The organism is Tumebacillus algifaecis (assembly GCF_002243515.1).
Lineage (GTDB): Bacteria > Bacillota > Bacilli > Tumebacillales > Tumebacillaceae > Tumebacillus_A > Tumebacillus_A algifaecis.
Genome location: NZ_CP022657.1, coordinates 3,879,870 through 3,896,140, shown reverse-complemented (window position 1 = coordinate 3,896,140; position 16,271 = coordinate 3,879,870). Strand labels below are relative to the sequence as shown.

Here is a 16,271-nt window from a genome sequence, read left to right as displayed (position 1 = left end):
ACCTTATGAACTAGTCTTTATGATGGTAAGGGGCAAAGGAAAAGACCTCGTGGACAACATCCACGAGGTCTTTTGGCTAGGCTTGAGCCTGATGAGAAGATTGTGCGGGTTCCAACCCGGCTTTGAATGCACGATGGAACATGTACCAGCAGACCAGTCCGCCGAGCACAATGCTGATCCCAGATGCCAACACCAGCGGCACGGTGGTCAACGCTTTTTGCAAGAAGCCGGCGGAGAGCATCGCCACGACCATGAAACCGTTGAACAGGGTCACGACAGTCGTTCCGGTGCGGCCTTGGAATTCGAACGCAATGTAGGTTTGCATCGTCGTACCGATACCGATCGTCAGCATCGAGTTCCCGAAGGAGAACACGCTGATCGACACGATCGTCACCCACAGTGCAGGGTAGGCTACCGCACCGGCCAATCCGACGCCCATCACCAGCAGACCGTAGACCAACAGTCGCTCCGGCGCCGTACTCATCCGTTGCACGATCATGGCCCCGATCAGCATCGCGCCTCCTTGCACCATGACAACCCAAGTCAGCATCTCTTTAGGCAGTCCTAAGAATTCGGTGATGATGAAGATTTCGACAACGTTGATCAAACCGGAGCCCAGCCCGATAAACGCTTGTGTGAACAGGAGCGGACGCACCGCCAGATTGCTCCACGAGTATTTGAACCCCTCGATCATTTCGAGCATGACACCTTTGATCTTCCCTTTCGAGTTGTCAGCCTCACGCGCGCTCGACGGAACCTTGATGGCGAGGATCAAAAGGAACGAACCGAACAGCAACAGTGCGGTCAGCCCCAGCGCCACTGCGCCACCATACGACATGAACACTGCCGTCCCGACGGCCGGGCCGATCAACATCGTGACAGAGTTGGTGATTTGACGCAAGCTCATCGCCGTCTTTAGATTTTCGCGCGGCACGAACTGCATCACAAACGCAGCAGACGGCGAGCGGTAAAACAGCGAAGCGACCGTGGCCAAGAACGCCCCGATGTAAAGCAACCACAGCGACTCGATCAGAATCGCTCCGACGAACAACAGCATGACCAAGACTCGGAACCCAACCGCCCCAAGCATGGTTTTGCGACGGTCCCAACGGTCTGCAAACACGCCGACGAAGAAGCCGAACAAGAAAATCGGTGCATACTCGCCGAACAGGATGGACGACACGGCTAGCGGTGAATTGCCCGAAAGCTCCATGACGATGTAGAGCAAGGCCATGTTGCGAATCCAGTCAGCAAATTCGGAAAGCCAAGTGGCTGCCCAATAACAAAAATAGCGCGGGTTGCCTTTGAGAAATGCCAGCATTTGCAACTCTCTCCTTTTTTAGTGACATGCGATGCGTTACAGTTCCGGGAACAGCGAAAGGAATGCCCGCCAAGGACGGGTCTGATCGGTCTTCTCCTGCTGGCTGTATCGCTCTTCCCACGTTTTCAATAGTTCTTTGATCTCTTTGCGCATCTCTTGTTGTTGCTCTTTGGTCAGGTAGAGCCAGCCCATCACGGTCGCTGGCCCTAAGCCTTCCGTGTCCTTGCCTTCCTCGCGCAGTTGGTCAACCAGTTGCAATGATTTGTGGTAGGCGTTCAAATACTCATCGACAAACGCTCGCCCAATTTCGTAGCGCACCGTGCGCTCCTCATTGTTGTACGTGTCCGACTCTTGTAGGGCAATGCGGATCTGCTTTGCCACCGGCATGTAGTATTTTTCGATCACCCCACCTTTCTCCCGCGTCTCGACCAGCACGAGCAGGCCGCTTTTATGTAACTCCCGCACATGGTAGTGAACCTTGGATGCGGGCAGTTCCAACAGGTCGGCTAACTGCTTGGAGGTGCGCGGCTCGTCATCAAATTGGTTGAGGATCTGCACTCGCAATTGGTTGGACAGTGCCTTCATCTGCTCCAATGAGGTCACTTCATAGACGGAATCCTGTTTCATCCCTCACCTCAGATTATGATCAGTCAAACTTGCTTGATCTATTTTTACAGCTCGATCAAATTTTCTTGATCGGTTATCCATAGTATACGCTCGACTCCAAAATGTTGTCAATGTTCTGTATACTTATGAGTATCACTGGAAAAAAGGGGAAATCGACAAACGATGACGATCGAAGCACGAACGCAAGTATCACCGACAGAATTGGAAGAGATCACTGCGCTGGCAAGCCTGGTCAGGCAACAGGACAAAGTGGCGCTCAAGCTGGTTCTTGATCTGGTGAAAAACCGCAGTGGGGATGTGGTGAATGACTTCCTGTTCTATCAGGATGGTCAGTTGATCGGCTACTTAGGCATGTATGGTTTTAACAAAAAAGAGATTGAGATCAGCGGCATGGTGCACCCGGCACATCGTCGTCAAGGCGTATTCACACGACTGTACGAAGCGGCGAAGGACGAGTGTGCGGCGCGAGGTTACCAAAACATGTTGTTCATCGTGGAAGAGGATGCGCTGCCAGCAGAGGCATTTGCAAGAAAAATCGGCGCAGCGTACGCGTTTTCCGAGTATGGGATGGATCTGAAAGGAGCGGGCTCAGCGCCTCAAGGTGGTGACGTAGAGCTGGTACGGGCGCAAACGAAGGAGGATGCGGCGGTGATCGCGCATTTGATGGCGGTTGGGTTTGGGCTTTCGGAAGCTGACATGCGAGACAACATCGCCAACGACTTGAACAACCCGAACCGCCAGGTCTACCTTGGGGTCGTCGAGGGTCGGCAGATCGCCGCGATCTCGATCAGTTTAAGTGAGGCGGATACCGCATTTTACTACGGATTCGTCGTTGAGCCAGAGCAGCGCGGCAAAGGATATGGGCGCTATATCCTCTGGACGCTGGTCAATCGGCTACAGGCGGCGGGACGTTCGCGCCATGCGCTCGAGGTAGCAACCGAAAACCGCAAAGCGCTCGGGCTCTATCAATCGATCGGGTTTGAGCTGACCACAGCGTTCGGCTATTACCGTCTGCCGTTGTAAACGTATTCGTATAACCCTCTTTGCAATTGCAAAGGGCGGGGATGCAAATTCGTGTTTTCACAGCCATTCAGAATCGGGATGTTTGCGCAAGGGAATTGTCTGTCGTTTGTAAACGCTTCGAGTGCTTGATCGAAGTAGTGCGGACGAAAACGCATTAGCCTCTATATTATGAGATGATGGACATGAACGAAGATGCATTTTGTCGCCCATCAGACGAGTTCATATTTATTTTCAGCGGTCGTGTTCAGCTTTGCAACTCTTCCTCACAGTCGAATCGCAAGCCATTTGATTGTGTAGCGAATTTCATTTTGATCAACGAACAGTACGTTTTTTATGAATAGCAGCGGGGCCAAAAGAAAAATGTGGGTGAAGAGCGCTTGGGAAAGAAAGATTTTGTAAGGTGTTGAAAAGTTTATACATGGTTTATCTATTTGGGAAATTTTAGTTGACGAATCTTGTAACAAAATATATACTTACACTTGCGTTTATGACGAATGATTTGTTATGTTACTTTTTCAACTATGAATGAAATCACAGATCTAGGAGGAATATGATATGGACAAAAAGCTCTACTTACCACTTTTAGCAGCCGCATTTTTGGTGGGATCTTCTGCTTACGCGGCAGGTACCTCTTCGGCTACGATTGGGTACTATGATACTTTTGCTCGCGGCGGTTCGGTGTCAATGAAAGGGACAGTTTCAGTAGATGGCTATAACAACCCGATTTCAACGAACAAAGTTTGGGTTGAAGTATACCAACAAAACTGCACAGCTTGCCCAGATACCAGAAAATTTGATCAATCATTGACTGCTGGCGCATCTTTTACTAATTACACGTTTAATGCATCGGAATCCCTCCACTATCTTTGGCTCGATCCGGATGGGCCAAACTACTATGGTGTAGTTGCAAGTGGTAGTGCTACGAATTAATTCTTCAGGACAGATTGGGCAACCGGTCTGTCCTTACATACGAGTTTGAAGGGAAGAGTTGGATGAACACATTCTTGAGTTCCTTTGCTGTGGAAATCAAGTTGTTACGACGAAATTATTGGACATGGCTGTTTTTCTTTCTTTTAGTAACGTATGTTGGGTATACATTTTCATTTTTTATGGGTGAAAAAGACCCTGGGGGGACACTCGTTGCTTCCGCTTTTATCGTGCAGGTTGGTATTTTTGTTTCGTTACTCTTAGGTCTGTCCCTGGTAAGGAGAGAGTACTTTTCTTCCTCTGAGGAGATTTTTCTCAGTCTTGCAAACGGTTTTCGTTCGAAAATCTTGGGGAAACTTGCAGCTTTGTGGAGCATACTCACTCTATTTCTTGCAAGCACTCTTTTGGTGCTTTATGGTTTCTATTTCCGAGCAGATGTAGCGGCTGTGTTTTATCAGAAAGCCTTGTTGTACTTGCTCTTGTATTGGGGAGTACCGTTCTTCCTATCGGGCATCATCGGAATGATCGTCGGGGCGTACATGAAATCAAAAGCCGCATATCCGCTTTTGTTGTTACTTTGGACGTTTCTCGGGCCGCTTAATGTTTCGATCTATCAATTACCGATGGCCGTTACAGGAGTGAATGCCACTCAGTTTTTACAATTTATCAACTTAGGTCAAACCAGCTTTACTGATCCTTATGATCCCGTATACGGTCTCCCGATGGAGTCATTTCGATGGAACCAGAAAAGTTTTCTATTGTTGATTGTGGTTGGGGTTATATGGATGATTACGTTGTTTAAAAATTACAGACGTACTATCCCGGTCAAGCAACTACTTTTTTTCCCCCTTTTGGTGGTGGGGCTGGTGTTGCTATCATTCAATTTTTCAAGTTATCAACAGAAGAGCCAAGTGAATGACTATGCTTACTATGAGCACAACCGTGCAGTCCAGATCGAGAGTACTACTGCGTACCAGATCACATCCTATGAGATTGCTCTGAAGACGGACAATGGTCTTCAAGCGCAGGTGATGCTACAGGTACTGCCGCTAGAGAACATCGACCGTTTGGTTTTTACTTTGTATCATGATCTTCGAGTCACTAAAGTTGCAGATGAAATGGGGCAGCCTTTGCAATTTCAGCAAAGGGGAGACCAGACGGAAATCATTTTTCTATCGAAAGTGAAACAGGGACAGCAGGTCTTGCTGAATGTGAAATACGAAGGACACAGCTCTCCTTACTTTTTTGCAAACGAGCAGGCGGTCATGTTACCGAACTATTTCCCTTGGCTGCCAACAGAGGGTTCTCATCAAGCGATGCACGTAGGTTCGATTGATCTGCGACGTACTCCTCTCGCTCCGCAACATGACATCGCATATTCCTTGCAGTATCAGGGCAATGTTCAGCTGTACACGAATTTGCCGCAAACAGCAAACAATCAATGGAAGGGAACTGTACCAAATGGTCTTACCATTGTGGGCGGCATGATGACAGAGACAAAAATAGGTCAAACTCGTGTGATTTACCCCGTTTCGCTAACGTCTATGTTGAAGGATGTGCCAGCCTATTTGTCGCGTACTCAGCAGGCGTTGGGACTCATCAACGGAGACTGGAGGTTCTCTACTCCAACCTCTTTGCCTGAAACGGTGTTCTTTCTTTCAACACCGACCGAAACCAACAACTATACAGGCGATATGTGGCTTGGGCAAGATCATGTCTTGGTTAACATTAACCAATCCTACAATTTAGGATTGTTGCAACACGAAACTTCTCAAATCGAGAAATTGCTTTTTGCATTCATACGCTCTCCTGAGTCGGTGAAACAACCGTTAGACATGCATGTTTTACTGGTGAATAGCTATGATTATTGGGTTCATTTTCGACAAGGTGATGTATCGTCTGTGAGTGTAAGACGCCTCCAGCGAAGCTATCAGATGAGCGGAATGAAACGAGAAGCGGAAACATTACAACAAATCATGACGTACGTGGAGCAAAATTCGAACGATTCTCACCGGATGCAAACGTTCTTTCATGAATGGCTGAAGCTTTTGCAACAGAGCGAGTCCATGGGTTGGAAAGACATTTCTTCTCTTCAGGCAGCATCAAAAGGAGGACAGTGACAGAGTGGAACTTAAACTTGAACAAGTCTCTAAGAATTTCGGAAAAGTAAGGGCGTTAGAGGATATCTCAATCACGATTCCTACTGGCATGTTTGGTCTGCTAGGTCCAAATGGTGCTGGTAAGACCACTCTGATGCGGATCTTGACGACTCTGTTGCCGAAAAGCGGTGGTCAGATTTCCTTTGGAGAAGTGGATTGGAGCAAGACACAAGAGGTGCGTGGCCTGATTGGCTACCTTCCTCAAAACTTTTCCCTATATAAACAAATGAAAGTGCATGAAGTGCTGGATCATCTTGCAGTTCTAAAGGGGTTGCAAAAGAATCGTGCACAGATCATTGAGCAAGTTTTGCAACAGGTGAATCTGTACGATCAAAAGGATAAAAAAATTGGGCAATTATCGGGAGGGATGGTGCGCCGAGTTGGCATCGCACAAGCAATCCTTGGCGATCCGCCAATACTGATCGTCGATGAACCGACTGCAGGTCTCGACCCGGAGGAGCGAATTCGTTTTCGTAAACTGTTGCGACAATTGGGCGAGCATTCGATCGTCATCATCTCCACTCATATTGTGGAAGACATTGAAGCAACATGTGATCGGGCAGCGATCTTACACCAAGGGAAACTGATTGCGCATGGGTACATCGGAGAGTTGGGCGAATTGGCGGAAGGAAACGTGTGGCATTTGGAAGTGACACAGGATGAATATTATCAGGTTGCAGACTCTTTGCACGTGATCTCCAGTCATCGCGTGGGCGATCGCTATCAGGTTCGATTTCTAGCAAACATCCCTCCAATTGGAGCTGTCCCTGTATCGCCCTCGTTGGAAGAGGGCTATCTATATCTCATGAAGGAATCGGTATGAACGGGAGACTGAACTTGTTCTTTGACTGGAAAGCGATGGGGATCAACGCGTATCTTCCGTTGTTGATTTTGGTGTTGTCTGTATGGGCTGGACGCTATTTTTCTACGAATCAACTTTTACCGATGCTGGAAGCGATGCTCCCTGCTTTCGCTGCCTGGTGGTCGATCTTTTTGTTTCAAGATCTTTTGGAGGAACCGGGTGGGGAAACGATTTTTAGTTATCCGATCTCACGTTTGCAACTTGGACTATTTCGAGTTTTGTTCTTTTTGGCGGGCTATCTGTTGTTTTTGCTGGCAAGTATTGCGCTGATCGATGTCTGGTTCCCCGAGTTCGTAACGGCGTCTTTGTTTCTTCAGTTCGCGACACAAAGTATATTTTTTGCCGGACTGGGCTATGCATCGGTCGTTCTATTCCGAAATTGCGGTTGGTCCCTTGTGGTGCTCATTCTCTACTCTTGCACGCAAATATTCACCAAAGGGGAGCTTTTCCCGTACGTGAATGTCTATCTGTTTAATGATCGAGTCCTGCCGATTTCAGCGTTCGCAAGTCGATCCGTCACCACATTTCTCTGTGGTGTGCTGTTGCTGACGTTGGGTCAGATCTTGTTGAATCGACAGAACCGTTTTCATTGATGATACGGCCCCCTTAGAAAAGGGGGATTTTTAATTTCTCAAATTCCCGCGGTTGCGGATGATCACATCGACTTTGATGTTCGCTTTCAGCTGTGGATAGAGCTCGTCTTTCCATTTTTGCAATTGGCTGAACGAATATTTGCTCCGAAACAACTGACCGATGGCAAAGATGTCAGTTCGATCCGATTGTGCTTGGGCCAGCGTGTCTAAAAATGTCTTGGTGAACATCTGTTGGATGTCTTTGATCAACGTCTCATCGGTTGCATTGCCCTTGCGCTCCAGCACGGTGACGGTCAGTTTGAATCGGGTGTCCAAGATGGGTCGATCGCCGATAATCTTTACTTTTTTGTCCACGTTCGCTTCCAGAATCCGGACGGCTCCGCTTTCAAAGAACTGCACAATACCGCCCCTGAAGTCACCTTTGAAGACGTTGTAGGTAAAGGTCTCGTTAAGATTAAGCGTTCCCGTCAGCTTTCCCTCTCTCATATACGCGCCGCCCTTGAGCGTCAACAAGGTGGTGGTACCTCTGGTGATGACCGGCAGCACGCTGTCTTGCGTCATGGACCAACGTCCGCGGTAGGCTTCCCAGAGCGAAATCCGGACCACTTCCGGCGTCCATCCGGACTGCGTGCTGAAAAAATTATCATAGGAAATCCCAGTGCTTCCAGACACACTTTTCGAGGTCGAGCTAAAAAATTGATTCATGTCACCCGTTACGATCGCCAATTTGCTTTTGTTCCCAATCTCTCGGGTTCGAATCGCATAGTCCACCACCTCAGAAGTACCGCGTATACACACCTTCTTGGAGATAAAGATCATTTTGATATGTAACAAATCTACGGTGCGGTCGAGGTTGGCCGAAATGGTATCGATCGCTTTGGACAGGGAAGGATTTTGCGCGTAGGTGACGATATATTCACTGCTGGTCTTGCCGCCGATCTTCGGAATTTTTACCCAGACCTCATAAGTGCCTTTGTCAGAAATGTCGATCGCCATCGCCGCTGGCAACGAGCGATGGTTGATGTCTTTTACGTCCCAACAACCGACGAGCATCGGCAGCCAGCAGAGCAGCAAGCCGAGTGGCAACCAAGAAGTTTTCACCTTCCGTTTCATTGTATCGACCTGCCTTTTCGAAGCGACATGCCTTTGATGAGAAGCGGAATCAGCACCATCGAGTAGAAGCGAAACGGGGTATCTAAGCGAACTGCTTTAAATACCCATTCCCAGGTCGGGATCAACACCGTTCCCACCAAGGTGACCAGACCAAAGCTCCACGTGATCAGACTTGGCTTCAGCCGAGGAAGAAACAATTTGGACACCAACTGGGTGAAAATCCAACATTGGATCGCCAAATAAATGAACACAAATGCCAGCAAGGAACTGACGTAGAACACCGTGATCCGATCAAAGACGAACCATTCCAAATCGACCGCATCGATCGCAATCAGCATGGAATATTGGAGCCGTTGGTTCATCTCCAAGCCAAAGGACAGGATCGGAATGTATACGGCGATCAAACAAAACAGTGCGACGGCGCCGGAGATCAAATAGTACATCGCGGGTCGTTTGTTTTCGGTCAGGACCTTCTCGTTGTGATTGAGCATGCCAAGGATCAAGAACGGACTGAAGACAAAAAACAAACTGATAAAGTTGATACTCCCCAGAAATTGCAAGGAAAATTCGCCGATCGGAAATGCATTGCGGATATCAATATTTTGAGCGGATGCGATGATGGTCGCGAGCAACATCGGCAGGAACAGCATGGACAGCAGCATCGTGGTCCGCAAAATTGTGCTAAGTCCTTTGCTGGCCATGTACAAAGGAATGATGAGCAGAAGCACAGCTAGGGCCCAGATCGGTGTTTGTTTGAACATGGTGATCGTCATCATCTCGGCATAGGAGCGGATGAAGATGAAATTGCCGTTGAACAGGTACACGATATAGGGCAGCAACAAAAGACGTGCGAACCATTTGCCTTTGGACAAAAAGATGTCGATCAGATTTTGCCCCGGAAATGCGCGCAGCCCGGAGAGATACAGCCAGAGCAACAGAAGTTGAATGATCATCCCGAACAAGATCGGAAGCCAGGGCGTGCGTCCGAGCAAGAGGATCATTTCTGGGAACAACAGAAAAACGGAGCCCAGATGGATGACAAAGAAGAGCACACGATATTGATACACTTGATTATTCATGCGAACCCTCTTTTACTTTCATGATGCTGAGATAGGGGATACCAAACGTTGTCATCCCGCTTATAAACGCAATGCACCACGCCACGCCGACGATCATGCCGATCAGTCCGTAGATTGTCGTGATGATGAGCAACGCATATTTCACGAGGCGCACGGCTACCGCGTTCTGGTAGCCGATGATGGAGAAGTTGGCGATCGTCATCGCCGAGATCACGATGATCAACAGGTTGCTGACCAATTGTGCCTGTACCACTGCTTGTCCCAACACGATCCCCCCAACCATCGTCACCGTTGGTCCAATGCTCTTGGGAAGCCGAACGCTCGCCTCCATCACGAGTTCCATCACCAACATCATCAACAACACTTCGACCAGCGCCGGATAGGGCACCCCCTCCCGACTCTGGGCGATCGACAAGGCCAACTGAATGCGGAGGACCTCCGGATTGACGGCGATCAGCGCCACGTACAGCGAAGGAGCGGTGATCGCGATGATAAAGGCGATCACGCGAAAAATGCGAAAAAAATAGGTGATGATGCTCGGATAGTTCCGATCTTCGGCCAGTCCAAATGCATCTTGGAGCAAGCCGGGTGCAGCCATTGCCATAGGATATTGATCTAGAAAGACGAGCACTCGCCCTTCCTGCAGTAAATGAGTCGCTTCGTGCGGCAGTTCGGTGCTGTAAACGGTCGGAAACGGATTCCACCATTTTTGTTGCAGCGTTTTTAACATGCTTTGCGAGGTGTGATGTTTGAGCTTTGCTCCTTTTTGAATGGCTTGCCAGACCTGATCGACCAGCTCAGGATTTGCCGTTCCTTCCAGATAGAGCATGGCGGCAGATCGCTTCGAATGGGTGCCAAGCGTGACGGGACGATAGATCAATTCGGGGGTTACCGACTGTTTTCTCAGCAGTGCAATGTTGGTGTTGAGATCCTCAGTAAATGAATTTTGCGCGCCTTGAACCACGCTTTGCGTCTGTGATTCTGTTATCGAACGATCGAACTTTTTTCGAATCGGAACAAACTGAATGTATTGTGCCCGATCTGGGAACTGGAGGATGGCCATACCATTGACGAGGGCGGCGGTCAGTTGATCAGAACTGATCGCTTCTCCTTCGATCCGAACCAGCAACATCTCCACATCCCACGCCCGAGTGACTGCTTCCGCACTCCATGTGAACAGTTGTTGCTTGGTTTGGTGGGCATCGACCAGAGTATGCAAAAAGAGGAAACACACGTCGTGCTCCAAAAGCCGAATGGACTGCTTTTGAAAGTCGCCCAGTTTTTCTAACGATGCTAGCGAAATGGTATCAGACAAGGCACTCACCTCTTGCATATAGGATGATTCCAGATTTCAACAATATGCACAGTTTTTTGATGGTCGATCAGTGCACAAAAAAGAGACCTCACCGCCGCTCTGGCGATGAGGTCTCTTGCTTGTGCAAATTGAACGGTTACTCGACAGCCAACGCTTTTTCGACAGCGTCTGTCAGTTCGCCATCGAGCGGTGCAACGCGGGAGCCGAAGCGCCCGATGATCTGGCCATCGCGGCCGACGAGGAACTTTTCGAAATTCCAGTGAACGTCGCCAGTTTCCGGCGCATGGTTGGTCAAGTATTTGTAGACGGGATGCTGGTCAGCGCCTTTGGCGTGCACCTTGTCGAACAGATCGAATGTGACGCCGTAGTTGATCGAGCAGAACTGCTGCACTTCGGCGATCGTGCCCGGCTCTTGTGCGCCGTAATCGTTGGACGGGAAGGCGAGGATGCGCAGCCCTTGATCTTTGTAGGACTGATACAATTTTTCCAAACCTTCATACTGCGGGGTGAAGCCGCATTTGGATGCGACGTTGACGATCAGCAGGACGTCTCCTTTGTAGTCAGCCAAGGAACGCGATTCGCCTTGGGCGGTCGTAGCTGTCAGGTCGTAGAAAGTGGTCATGTACACAGTCTCCTTTCGAAATGCGTAAATCTTGGTATATTATACCACATCTTGTCCGATTATAGCTTGAGTTCACCTTGGATGCTTGCAAAAACCCCTTCGCGCGCGTGCGAAGGGGTATGGTGCTGCTACTTGCTGTCGCGCGGGGCCTCGCTTTTTGGGGCGGACAACAGACGGTGCGGATCGGTGATCTGACGTTCTGCGGTGCGCTTTGCGTCTTCAGGCTCATCGAACGAGCCGAATTCGACCATCGCGACGTTGCGCGGCCACACCTTCGAACGCTTCCTGTGCGTATCGTCGTGGGTCCGCCTGTCGCCTGCCTCCGCTTGGGCGGCGTTTGGCACGCCGTTGCGGTGCACGGCCCAGTACCACACATAAAAAAGCGCAAACAGACCTATGCTGATCAACAGAAAGCCGGTAAATGAAAGCATGCCTGACCACCTCCCTGTGCTTAGTGTGGGACATACACCAACTGAGCATGTGTAGAAAAAACGCCCACTGCCTCTTGCGGCAGTGGGCGTTTTCGATTAGGCCAAGTCTTTAGCCAAAGACGCGATCGTGTCTGGCGTGAGCGCGACGGTGACGTTCATGTGCTCATGGTCAAGCACCAGCTTCACGTCTTCGTGCTCATAGGAGCCGTTGGCGAGATACGCGATCGCCGTTCCGGTCAGCGGGAACTTGAGGTAGTGCACCGATGTGGTGAACTCGCGATCGTCGTGCTCTTCTTCAAAGACCGCTTTGATCGTTTCACCGTTCACAACCAAGGAGAGGTGATGTTCGATGCCTTTCAGCTTGCCCAAAAGCTCGGTCAGCGCCGTTTGCTCATCCGTTTCGATGAACAAGGTCGCCGACAGCTCGTTTGTGCCCGGTACCATCCCCGAGTAGATCTCAATATACTCATTGATCTCTTTCGGGTCGGTCAGATCCTCGTTGTTCAGAAGTTCCTGGATTTGGAAGAGGACCGTGTTTTTGTTTTCGAACAAAATCGAAATGTCCTCATTGAAGCGCACACGGCGGGCCTTCTTATACTGGATCATCTTTTTGACATATTCGTCGCGGCCTTGACGGTACGTCGGGAGTGCCACGATGTCGCTTTTGCTAATCAACGCTGTTGTCATAAAAAATCCACCTCCGGTTCCTTGGTCATGATGATGAAGTTACCGCCCGGCACGTATGATGTACGGGGCGGATCTTTCAGCCCTTACGCTTCGAGCGAATCGAGCAGTTTTTGAAAGCGCTGTGCGTGAACGCGCTCAGCTTTTGCCATGACTTCCATCCACTCGCCGATCTCTTCGAAGTTCTCATCGCGAGCCGTTTTTGCAAAGCCCGGATACATTTCGGTGTACTCATAAGTTTCACCAGCGATGGCAGATGCCAGCATCTCTTTTGCATTGTTGACCGGAAGACCGGTCACCGGGTCGCCTTCGCCGTTGTTGCGCAGTGCGTCGAAGTGACCGAATGCGTGCTTGGTCTCGCCGTTTGCGATCGCGCGGAACAGTTCTGCTACTTCAACTTCACCTTCTGCGTCAGCCTTTTCTGCGAAGAACAGGTAGCGGCGGTTCGCTTGCGATTCACCTGCGAATGCTGTTTTGAGGTTTTCTGCCGTTTTGGTGCCTTTGATTTCGTATGCCATTTTTGTTTCCTCCCTTTGAACATGGATTAATTCTATATTTAGAATAACTCCAAACTGAACCCCTGACTGTAAGCTATCTCACATTTTGATCGAAGGAGTGATTGCCTTGAAACGACCTGCAAAGGATGTGAAGATCTTCTCCGGTTCCTCCAATCCGGAGCTGGTCCATGAAGTGTGCCGAATGCTCGGGGTGCCGCTTGGTGTGGCGAAATTGTCCCGCTTTCAAAGCGGTGAGACGTACGTCAGCATCGAAGAAAGCGTGCGCGGCGCAGATGTCTATGTCTTTCAATCATTTTCGCATCCGGTCAATGATCATTTTGTGGAGCTGCTGGTCATGATCGATGCGTTGAAACGATCTTCAGCCGGCATGATTAATGTGATTTTGCCGTACTACGGTTATGCACGTCAGGAAAAGCAAGATCAACCGAGAGAGCCGATTACTGCCAAGTTGGTAGCCGATGTGTTGACCACCGTCGGGGCGGAGCGCGTGATTACAATGGATTTACACGCGCCGGCGATCCAAGGATTTTTCAACATTCCGGTCGATCATATAACGGCGCTCGACCTGATCGCCGATTATCTTCGTACCAAAGATTTGAGCCGTGCGATCATCGTTTCCCCCGATGCGGGGCGGGCGAAGACGGCAGAGCGGCTGGCGACCTATCTCGATCTGCCCGTCGCTCTGATGAACAAACGTCGGCCCAAGCACAATGAAGCGGAGATCACCCATGTGATCGGCGAGGTGAAAGACAAGGTGCCGATCATCATTGAAGATATGATCGACACGGGCGGCACGCTGGTCAAGGTGATCGAAGGGTTGGTCGAGCATGGAGCGCGCAAAGAAGGCATCCTTTGCGCGACACATGCGGTGTTCTCCCATCCGGCGCATGAACGGCTCAATCATCCGCTGATCAAGGAGGTGGTCGTCACCGATACGCTGCCGATTCAGCGGCTCGACGCACTTCCGAAACTGAAAGTGCTGTCTGTCGCCCCACTGTTTGCAGAAGCGATCGAACGGATTCACACCAATCGCTCGATTTCATCGCTGTCGCTCGATACGAGCCGACCGTGAATGACTGCTCATTATGACAGTGCTTTCTTGATTGTGATATACTAGGACAAATTAGAAATACTCGGGAGGTGACGCCTGTGGATAAACCGAATAGCCAGGAAGAGAAACTACGCACACATCATAGCAATGTCATTCCATTCCAAGTGGATGCCGCCTTCTTCTTTGAGCGGGCGGTGCACTATCTGGATCGTCATGACCTGAAAAATGCGATGAAAAATTTCCGGAAAGCTGCGGAACTGGAGCCTGATAATCCGGTCAACCACTGCAATCTGGCAGGCGTCCTCTCCGAGTTGGGCGAATTTGAGGAATCGAATCGGATTTTGCATAAGGTGATCAAAGAGATCGACCCGGACATGTTCGAATGCTATTTTTACATGGCGAACAACTGTGCCAATCTGGGCGATTATGAACATGCGGAAGAACATGTCGCCCGCTATCTGGAGCTCGACCCGCACGGGGAGTTTGCCGAAGACGCTGAGGAAATGATGCAGATCTTGGTGCAGGAGTTTGGCGGCGGCAAAGTGTTTCAAGAGCGCAAACAGCAGCAGTCGGAAGAGGCGGGCGGACATGATACGGCGCGCAAACTGCTCGAGGAAGGCAAGTTCATGGAGGCGTCCGAGTATTTGGAAAAGGCTGTGGAACAGCAGCCTGACTCGACAGCGCCCCGCAACAACCTGTCGCTCGCCTATTACTACCAAGGCGATATCGACAAGGCGATCGAGATCGCAAGCGAAGTGTTGGAGCGCGATCCTTCCAATGTGCACGCGCTGTGCAACTTGGCGGTCTTTCATCAGCATTTAGGCAATCAACAGCAGTTGCAGGAGATCCTGGCAGGATTGCGCAAGCTGTACCCGCTGTATTTTGATCATACATATAAGTTGGCGACCACGATGGGCATCTTGGGCGAGCATACGACGGCGTATCGCTTGTTTCGGCAATTGCTGCGCTGGGGCGACCGGACCGATACGGCGCTGTTGCACTGTGTCGCGGCGTCGGCCGCCAACCTCGGATTTTTGGAAAAAGCGAAGAAAGTCTGGGAGGAAATCGAGACGCTCGATCCGGAATCGGAGACGCCAGGCTATTATTTGAACAAGGTCAAAGAAGCGCTGGCCGCCCAGCGGGAGATGGACACGGTGTCCTATCAGTATCACATCCCGTTTCAGGAGCAGTTTCGGATCATGAAAGAGCAGATTCAGACCGGGCAGTTGGGCGCTTGGCGCAATGACCCGCTGATCCGCTCCTCGCTGTTCTGGGCGCTCAAGCATGGCGATCTGGAGACGAAGATTCAGGTGATTCAGACCTTTGCGCTGTTGGCCGACAAAGAGGTGGAGCACGTCCTGCGCGAGTTTATCAAGAACCCGGAGGAGATCGATCAGTTGAAGAGGCTGGCGATCTACGTGTTGCGCCACATCGGAGCGGAAGGCCCGTTTCAGGCCCATCTCGACAAAGAAGAGGTCTTGCTTCGCGTGCAGTCACTCCCGCAGGACGATCTGCTGACGTGGAAGGCGGAGTGGCAGGAAGTGCTCGACCTGACCTTTTCCAACTTGGACAGCGCGCATGGCGAAGCGGCTCGCCATCTGGCGAGGGACATTTGGACCGGTTATCTCAATCAGGTGTTTCACGCGCCGCCGCGCATCGTCAAACTGGCCAATTGGGCTGCCGCGCTGGAGTATGCGGTGCTGCGCAAACTGGGTGTGAAAGTCACGCAGGCGGAAGTGGCCGCGCGCTACGGTGTCACGGCAGGTGCGGTGTCGAAGATCTATCGCCAGTTGATGCAACCGCCCAGTTACGGAGAGGATTTGTAGGGAGAGTTACAGTACATACCACCCATGCTTAGATATACTAAAGGACGAGGATGAGGAGTAGGAATCCTCGTCCTTTTCTTTTCTCATACTAGCCAAGAGGTGCTTGCGCGTCTTTTGAAT

Annotated in this window: 16 protein-coding genes; 7 read left to right on the top strand and 9 right to left on the bottom strand. The window is 50.3% G+C overall.

The features are described from left to right. Positions 1–76 precede the first annotated feature (76 nt). The gene (locus CIG75_RS17270) at positions 77–1,321 is read right to left on the bottom strand and encodes an MFS transporter (RefSeq protein WP_094237770.1); all 1,245 of its coding nucleotides are present in this window, start codon (positions 1,319–1,321) and stop codon (positions 77–79) included. 36 nt (positions 1,322–1,357) lie between these two features. Continuing rightward, the gene (locus tag CIG75_RS17265; RefSeq protein WP_094237769.1) at positions 1,358–1,948 is read right to left on the bottom strand and encodes a helix-turn-helix domain-containing protein; all 591 of its coding nucleotides are present in this window, start codon (positions 1,946–1,948) and stop codon (positions 1,358–1,360) included. A gap of 162 nt (positions 1,949–2,110) precedes the next feature. Here CIG75_RS17265 and CIG75_RS17260 point away from each other — a divergent pair, with 162 nt between their 5' ends. The 5 genes from CIG75_RS17260 (at position 2,111) to CIG75_RS17240 (ending at position 7,512) form a co-directional block, all read left to right on the top strand. Continuing rightward, positions 2,111–2,971: a GNAT family N-acetyltransferase gene (locus tag CIG75_RS17260; protein WP_094237768.1), complete on the top strand. Its 861-nt coding sequence runs from the start codon at positions 2,111–2,113 to the stop codon at positions 2,969–2,971. Positions 2,972–3,526: 555 nt separating this feature from the next. Continuing rightward, on the top strand, positions 3,527–3,901 hold the full coding sequence (locus CIG75_RS17255; protein ID WP_094237767.1) for a hypothetical protein: 375 nt from the start codon (positions 3,527–3,529) through the stop codon (positions 3,899–3,901). Between the two features lie 62 nt (positions 3,902–3,963). Then, the gene (locus tag CIG75_RS17250) at positions 3,964–6,018 is read left to right on the top strand and encodes a hypothetical protein (protein WP_094237766.1); all 2,055 of its coding nucleotides are present in this window, start codon (positions 3,964–3,966) and stop codon (positions 6,016–6,018) included. Positions 6,019–6,022: 4 nt separating this feature from the next. Then, positions 6,023–6,880, top strand: a complete 858-nt coding sequence (locus CIG75_RS17245) for an ABC transporter ATP-binding protein (RefSeq protein WP_094237765.1) — start codon at positions 6,023–6,025, stop codon at positions 6,878–6,880. Beyond that, positions 6,877–7,512, top strand: a complete 636-nt coding sequence (locus CIG75_RS17240) for a hypothetical protein (protein ID WP_094237764.1) — start codon at positions 6,877–6,879, stop codon at positions 7,510–7,512. Before CIG75_RS17245 ends, CIG75_RS17240 begins: the two co-directional genes overlap by 4 nt. A gap of 30 nt (positions 7,513–7,542) precedes the next feature. On the opposite strand, the gene CIG75_RS17235 is transcribed toward CIG75_RS17240, so the two are convergent. From CIG75_RS17235 to CIG75_RS17205, 7 genes are all read right to left on the bottom strand, one after another. Beyond that, on the bottom strand, positions 7,543–8,625 hold the full coding sequence (locus CIG75_RS17235) for a Ger(x)C family spore germination protein (protein WP_094237763.1): 1,083 nt from the start codon (positions 8,623–8,625) through the stop codon (positions 7,543–7,545). Beyond that, complete coding sequence (locus CIG75_RS17230) at positions 8,622–9,704, bottom strand: GerAB/ArcD/ProY family transporter (RefSeq protein ID WP_094237762.1); 1,083 nt, start codon at positions 9,702–9,704, stop codon at positions 8,622–8,624. Before CIG75_RS17230 ends, CIG75_RS17235 begins: the two co-directional genes overlap by 4 nt. Continuing rightward, a complete protein-coding gene (locus CIG75_RS17225; protein WP_157729618.1) occupies positions 9,697–11,019 on the bottom strand; it encodes a spore germination protein in 1,323 nt (440 codons plus the stop codon). The genes CIG75_RS17230 and CIG75_RS17225 overlap by 8 nt, the downstream gene beginning before the upstream one ends. A gap of 136 nt (positions 11,020–11,155) precedes the next feature. Continuing rightward, complete coding sequence (locus CIG75_RS17220; RefSeq protein WP_094237760.1) at positions 11,156–11,641, bottom strand: glutathione peroxidase; 486 nt, start codon at positions 11,639–11,641, stop codon at positions 11,156–11,158. Positions 11,642–11,769: 128 nt separating this feature from the next. Then, entirely contained in the window at positions 11,770–12,072 is a 303-nt protein-coding gene (locus tag CIG75_RS17215) for a hypothetical protein (protein WP_094237759.1), read from the bottom strand. 96 nt (positions 12,073–12,168) lie between these two features. Beyond that, positions 12,169–12,759: a DUF3501 family protein gene (locus CIG75_RS17210; protein ID WP_094237758.1), complete on the bottom strand. Its 591-nt coding sequence runs from the start codon at positions 12,757–12,759 to the stop codon at positions 12,169–12,171. Between the two features lie 83 nt (positions 12,760–12,842). Continuing rightward, positions 12,843–13,274: a rubrerythrin family protein gene (locus tag CIG75_RS17205; RefSeq protein WP_094237757.1), complete on the bottom strand. Its 432-nt coding sequence runs from the start codon at positions 13,272–13,274 to the stop codon at positions 12,843–12,845. Between the two features lie 106 nt (positions 13,275–13,380). Between CIG75_RS17205 and CIG75_RS17200 the strand changes: the two genes are divergently transcribed. Next, positions 13,381–14,346, top strand: a complete 966-nt coding sequence (locus CIG75_RS17200) for a ribose-phosphate diphosphokinase (RefSeq protein ID WP_094237756.1) — start codon at positions 13,381–13,383, stop codon at positions 14,344–14,346. A 77-nt stretch (positions 14,347–14,423) separates the two neighbouring features. Then, positions 14,424–16,151, top strand: a complete 1,728-nt coding sequence (locus CIG75_RS17195; RefSeq protein ID WP_094237755.1) for a tetratricopeptide repeat protein — start codon at positions 14,424–14,426, stop codon at positions 16,149–16,151. The last annotated feature ends 120 nt before the right edge of the window (positions 16,152–16,271 follow it).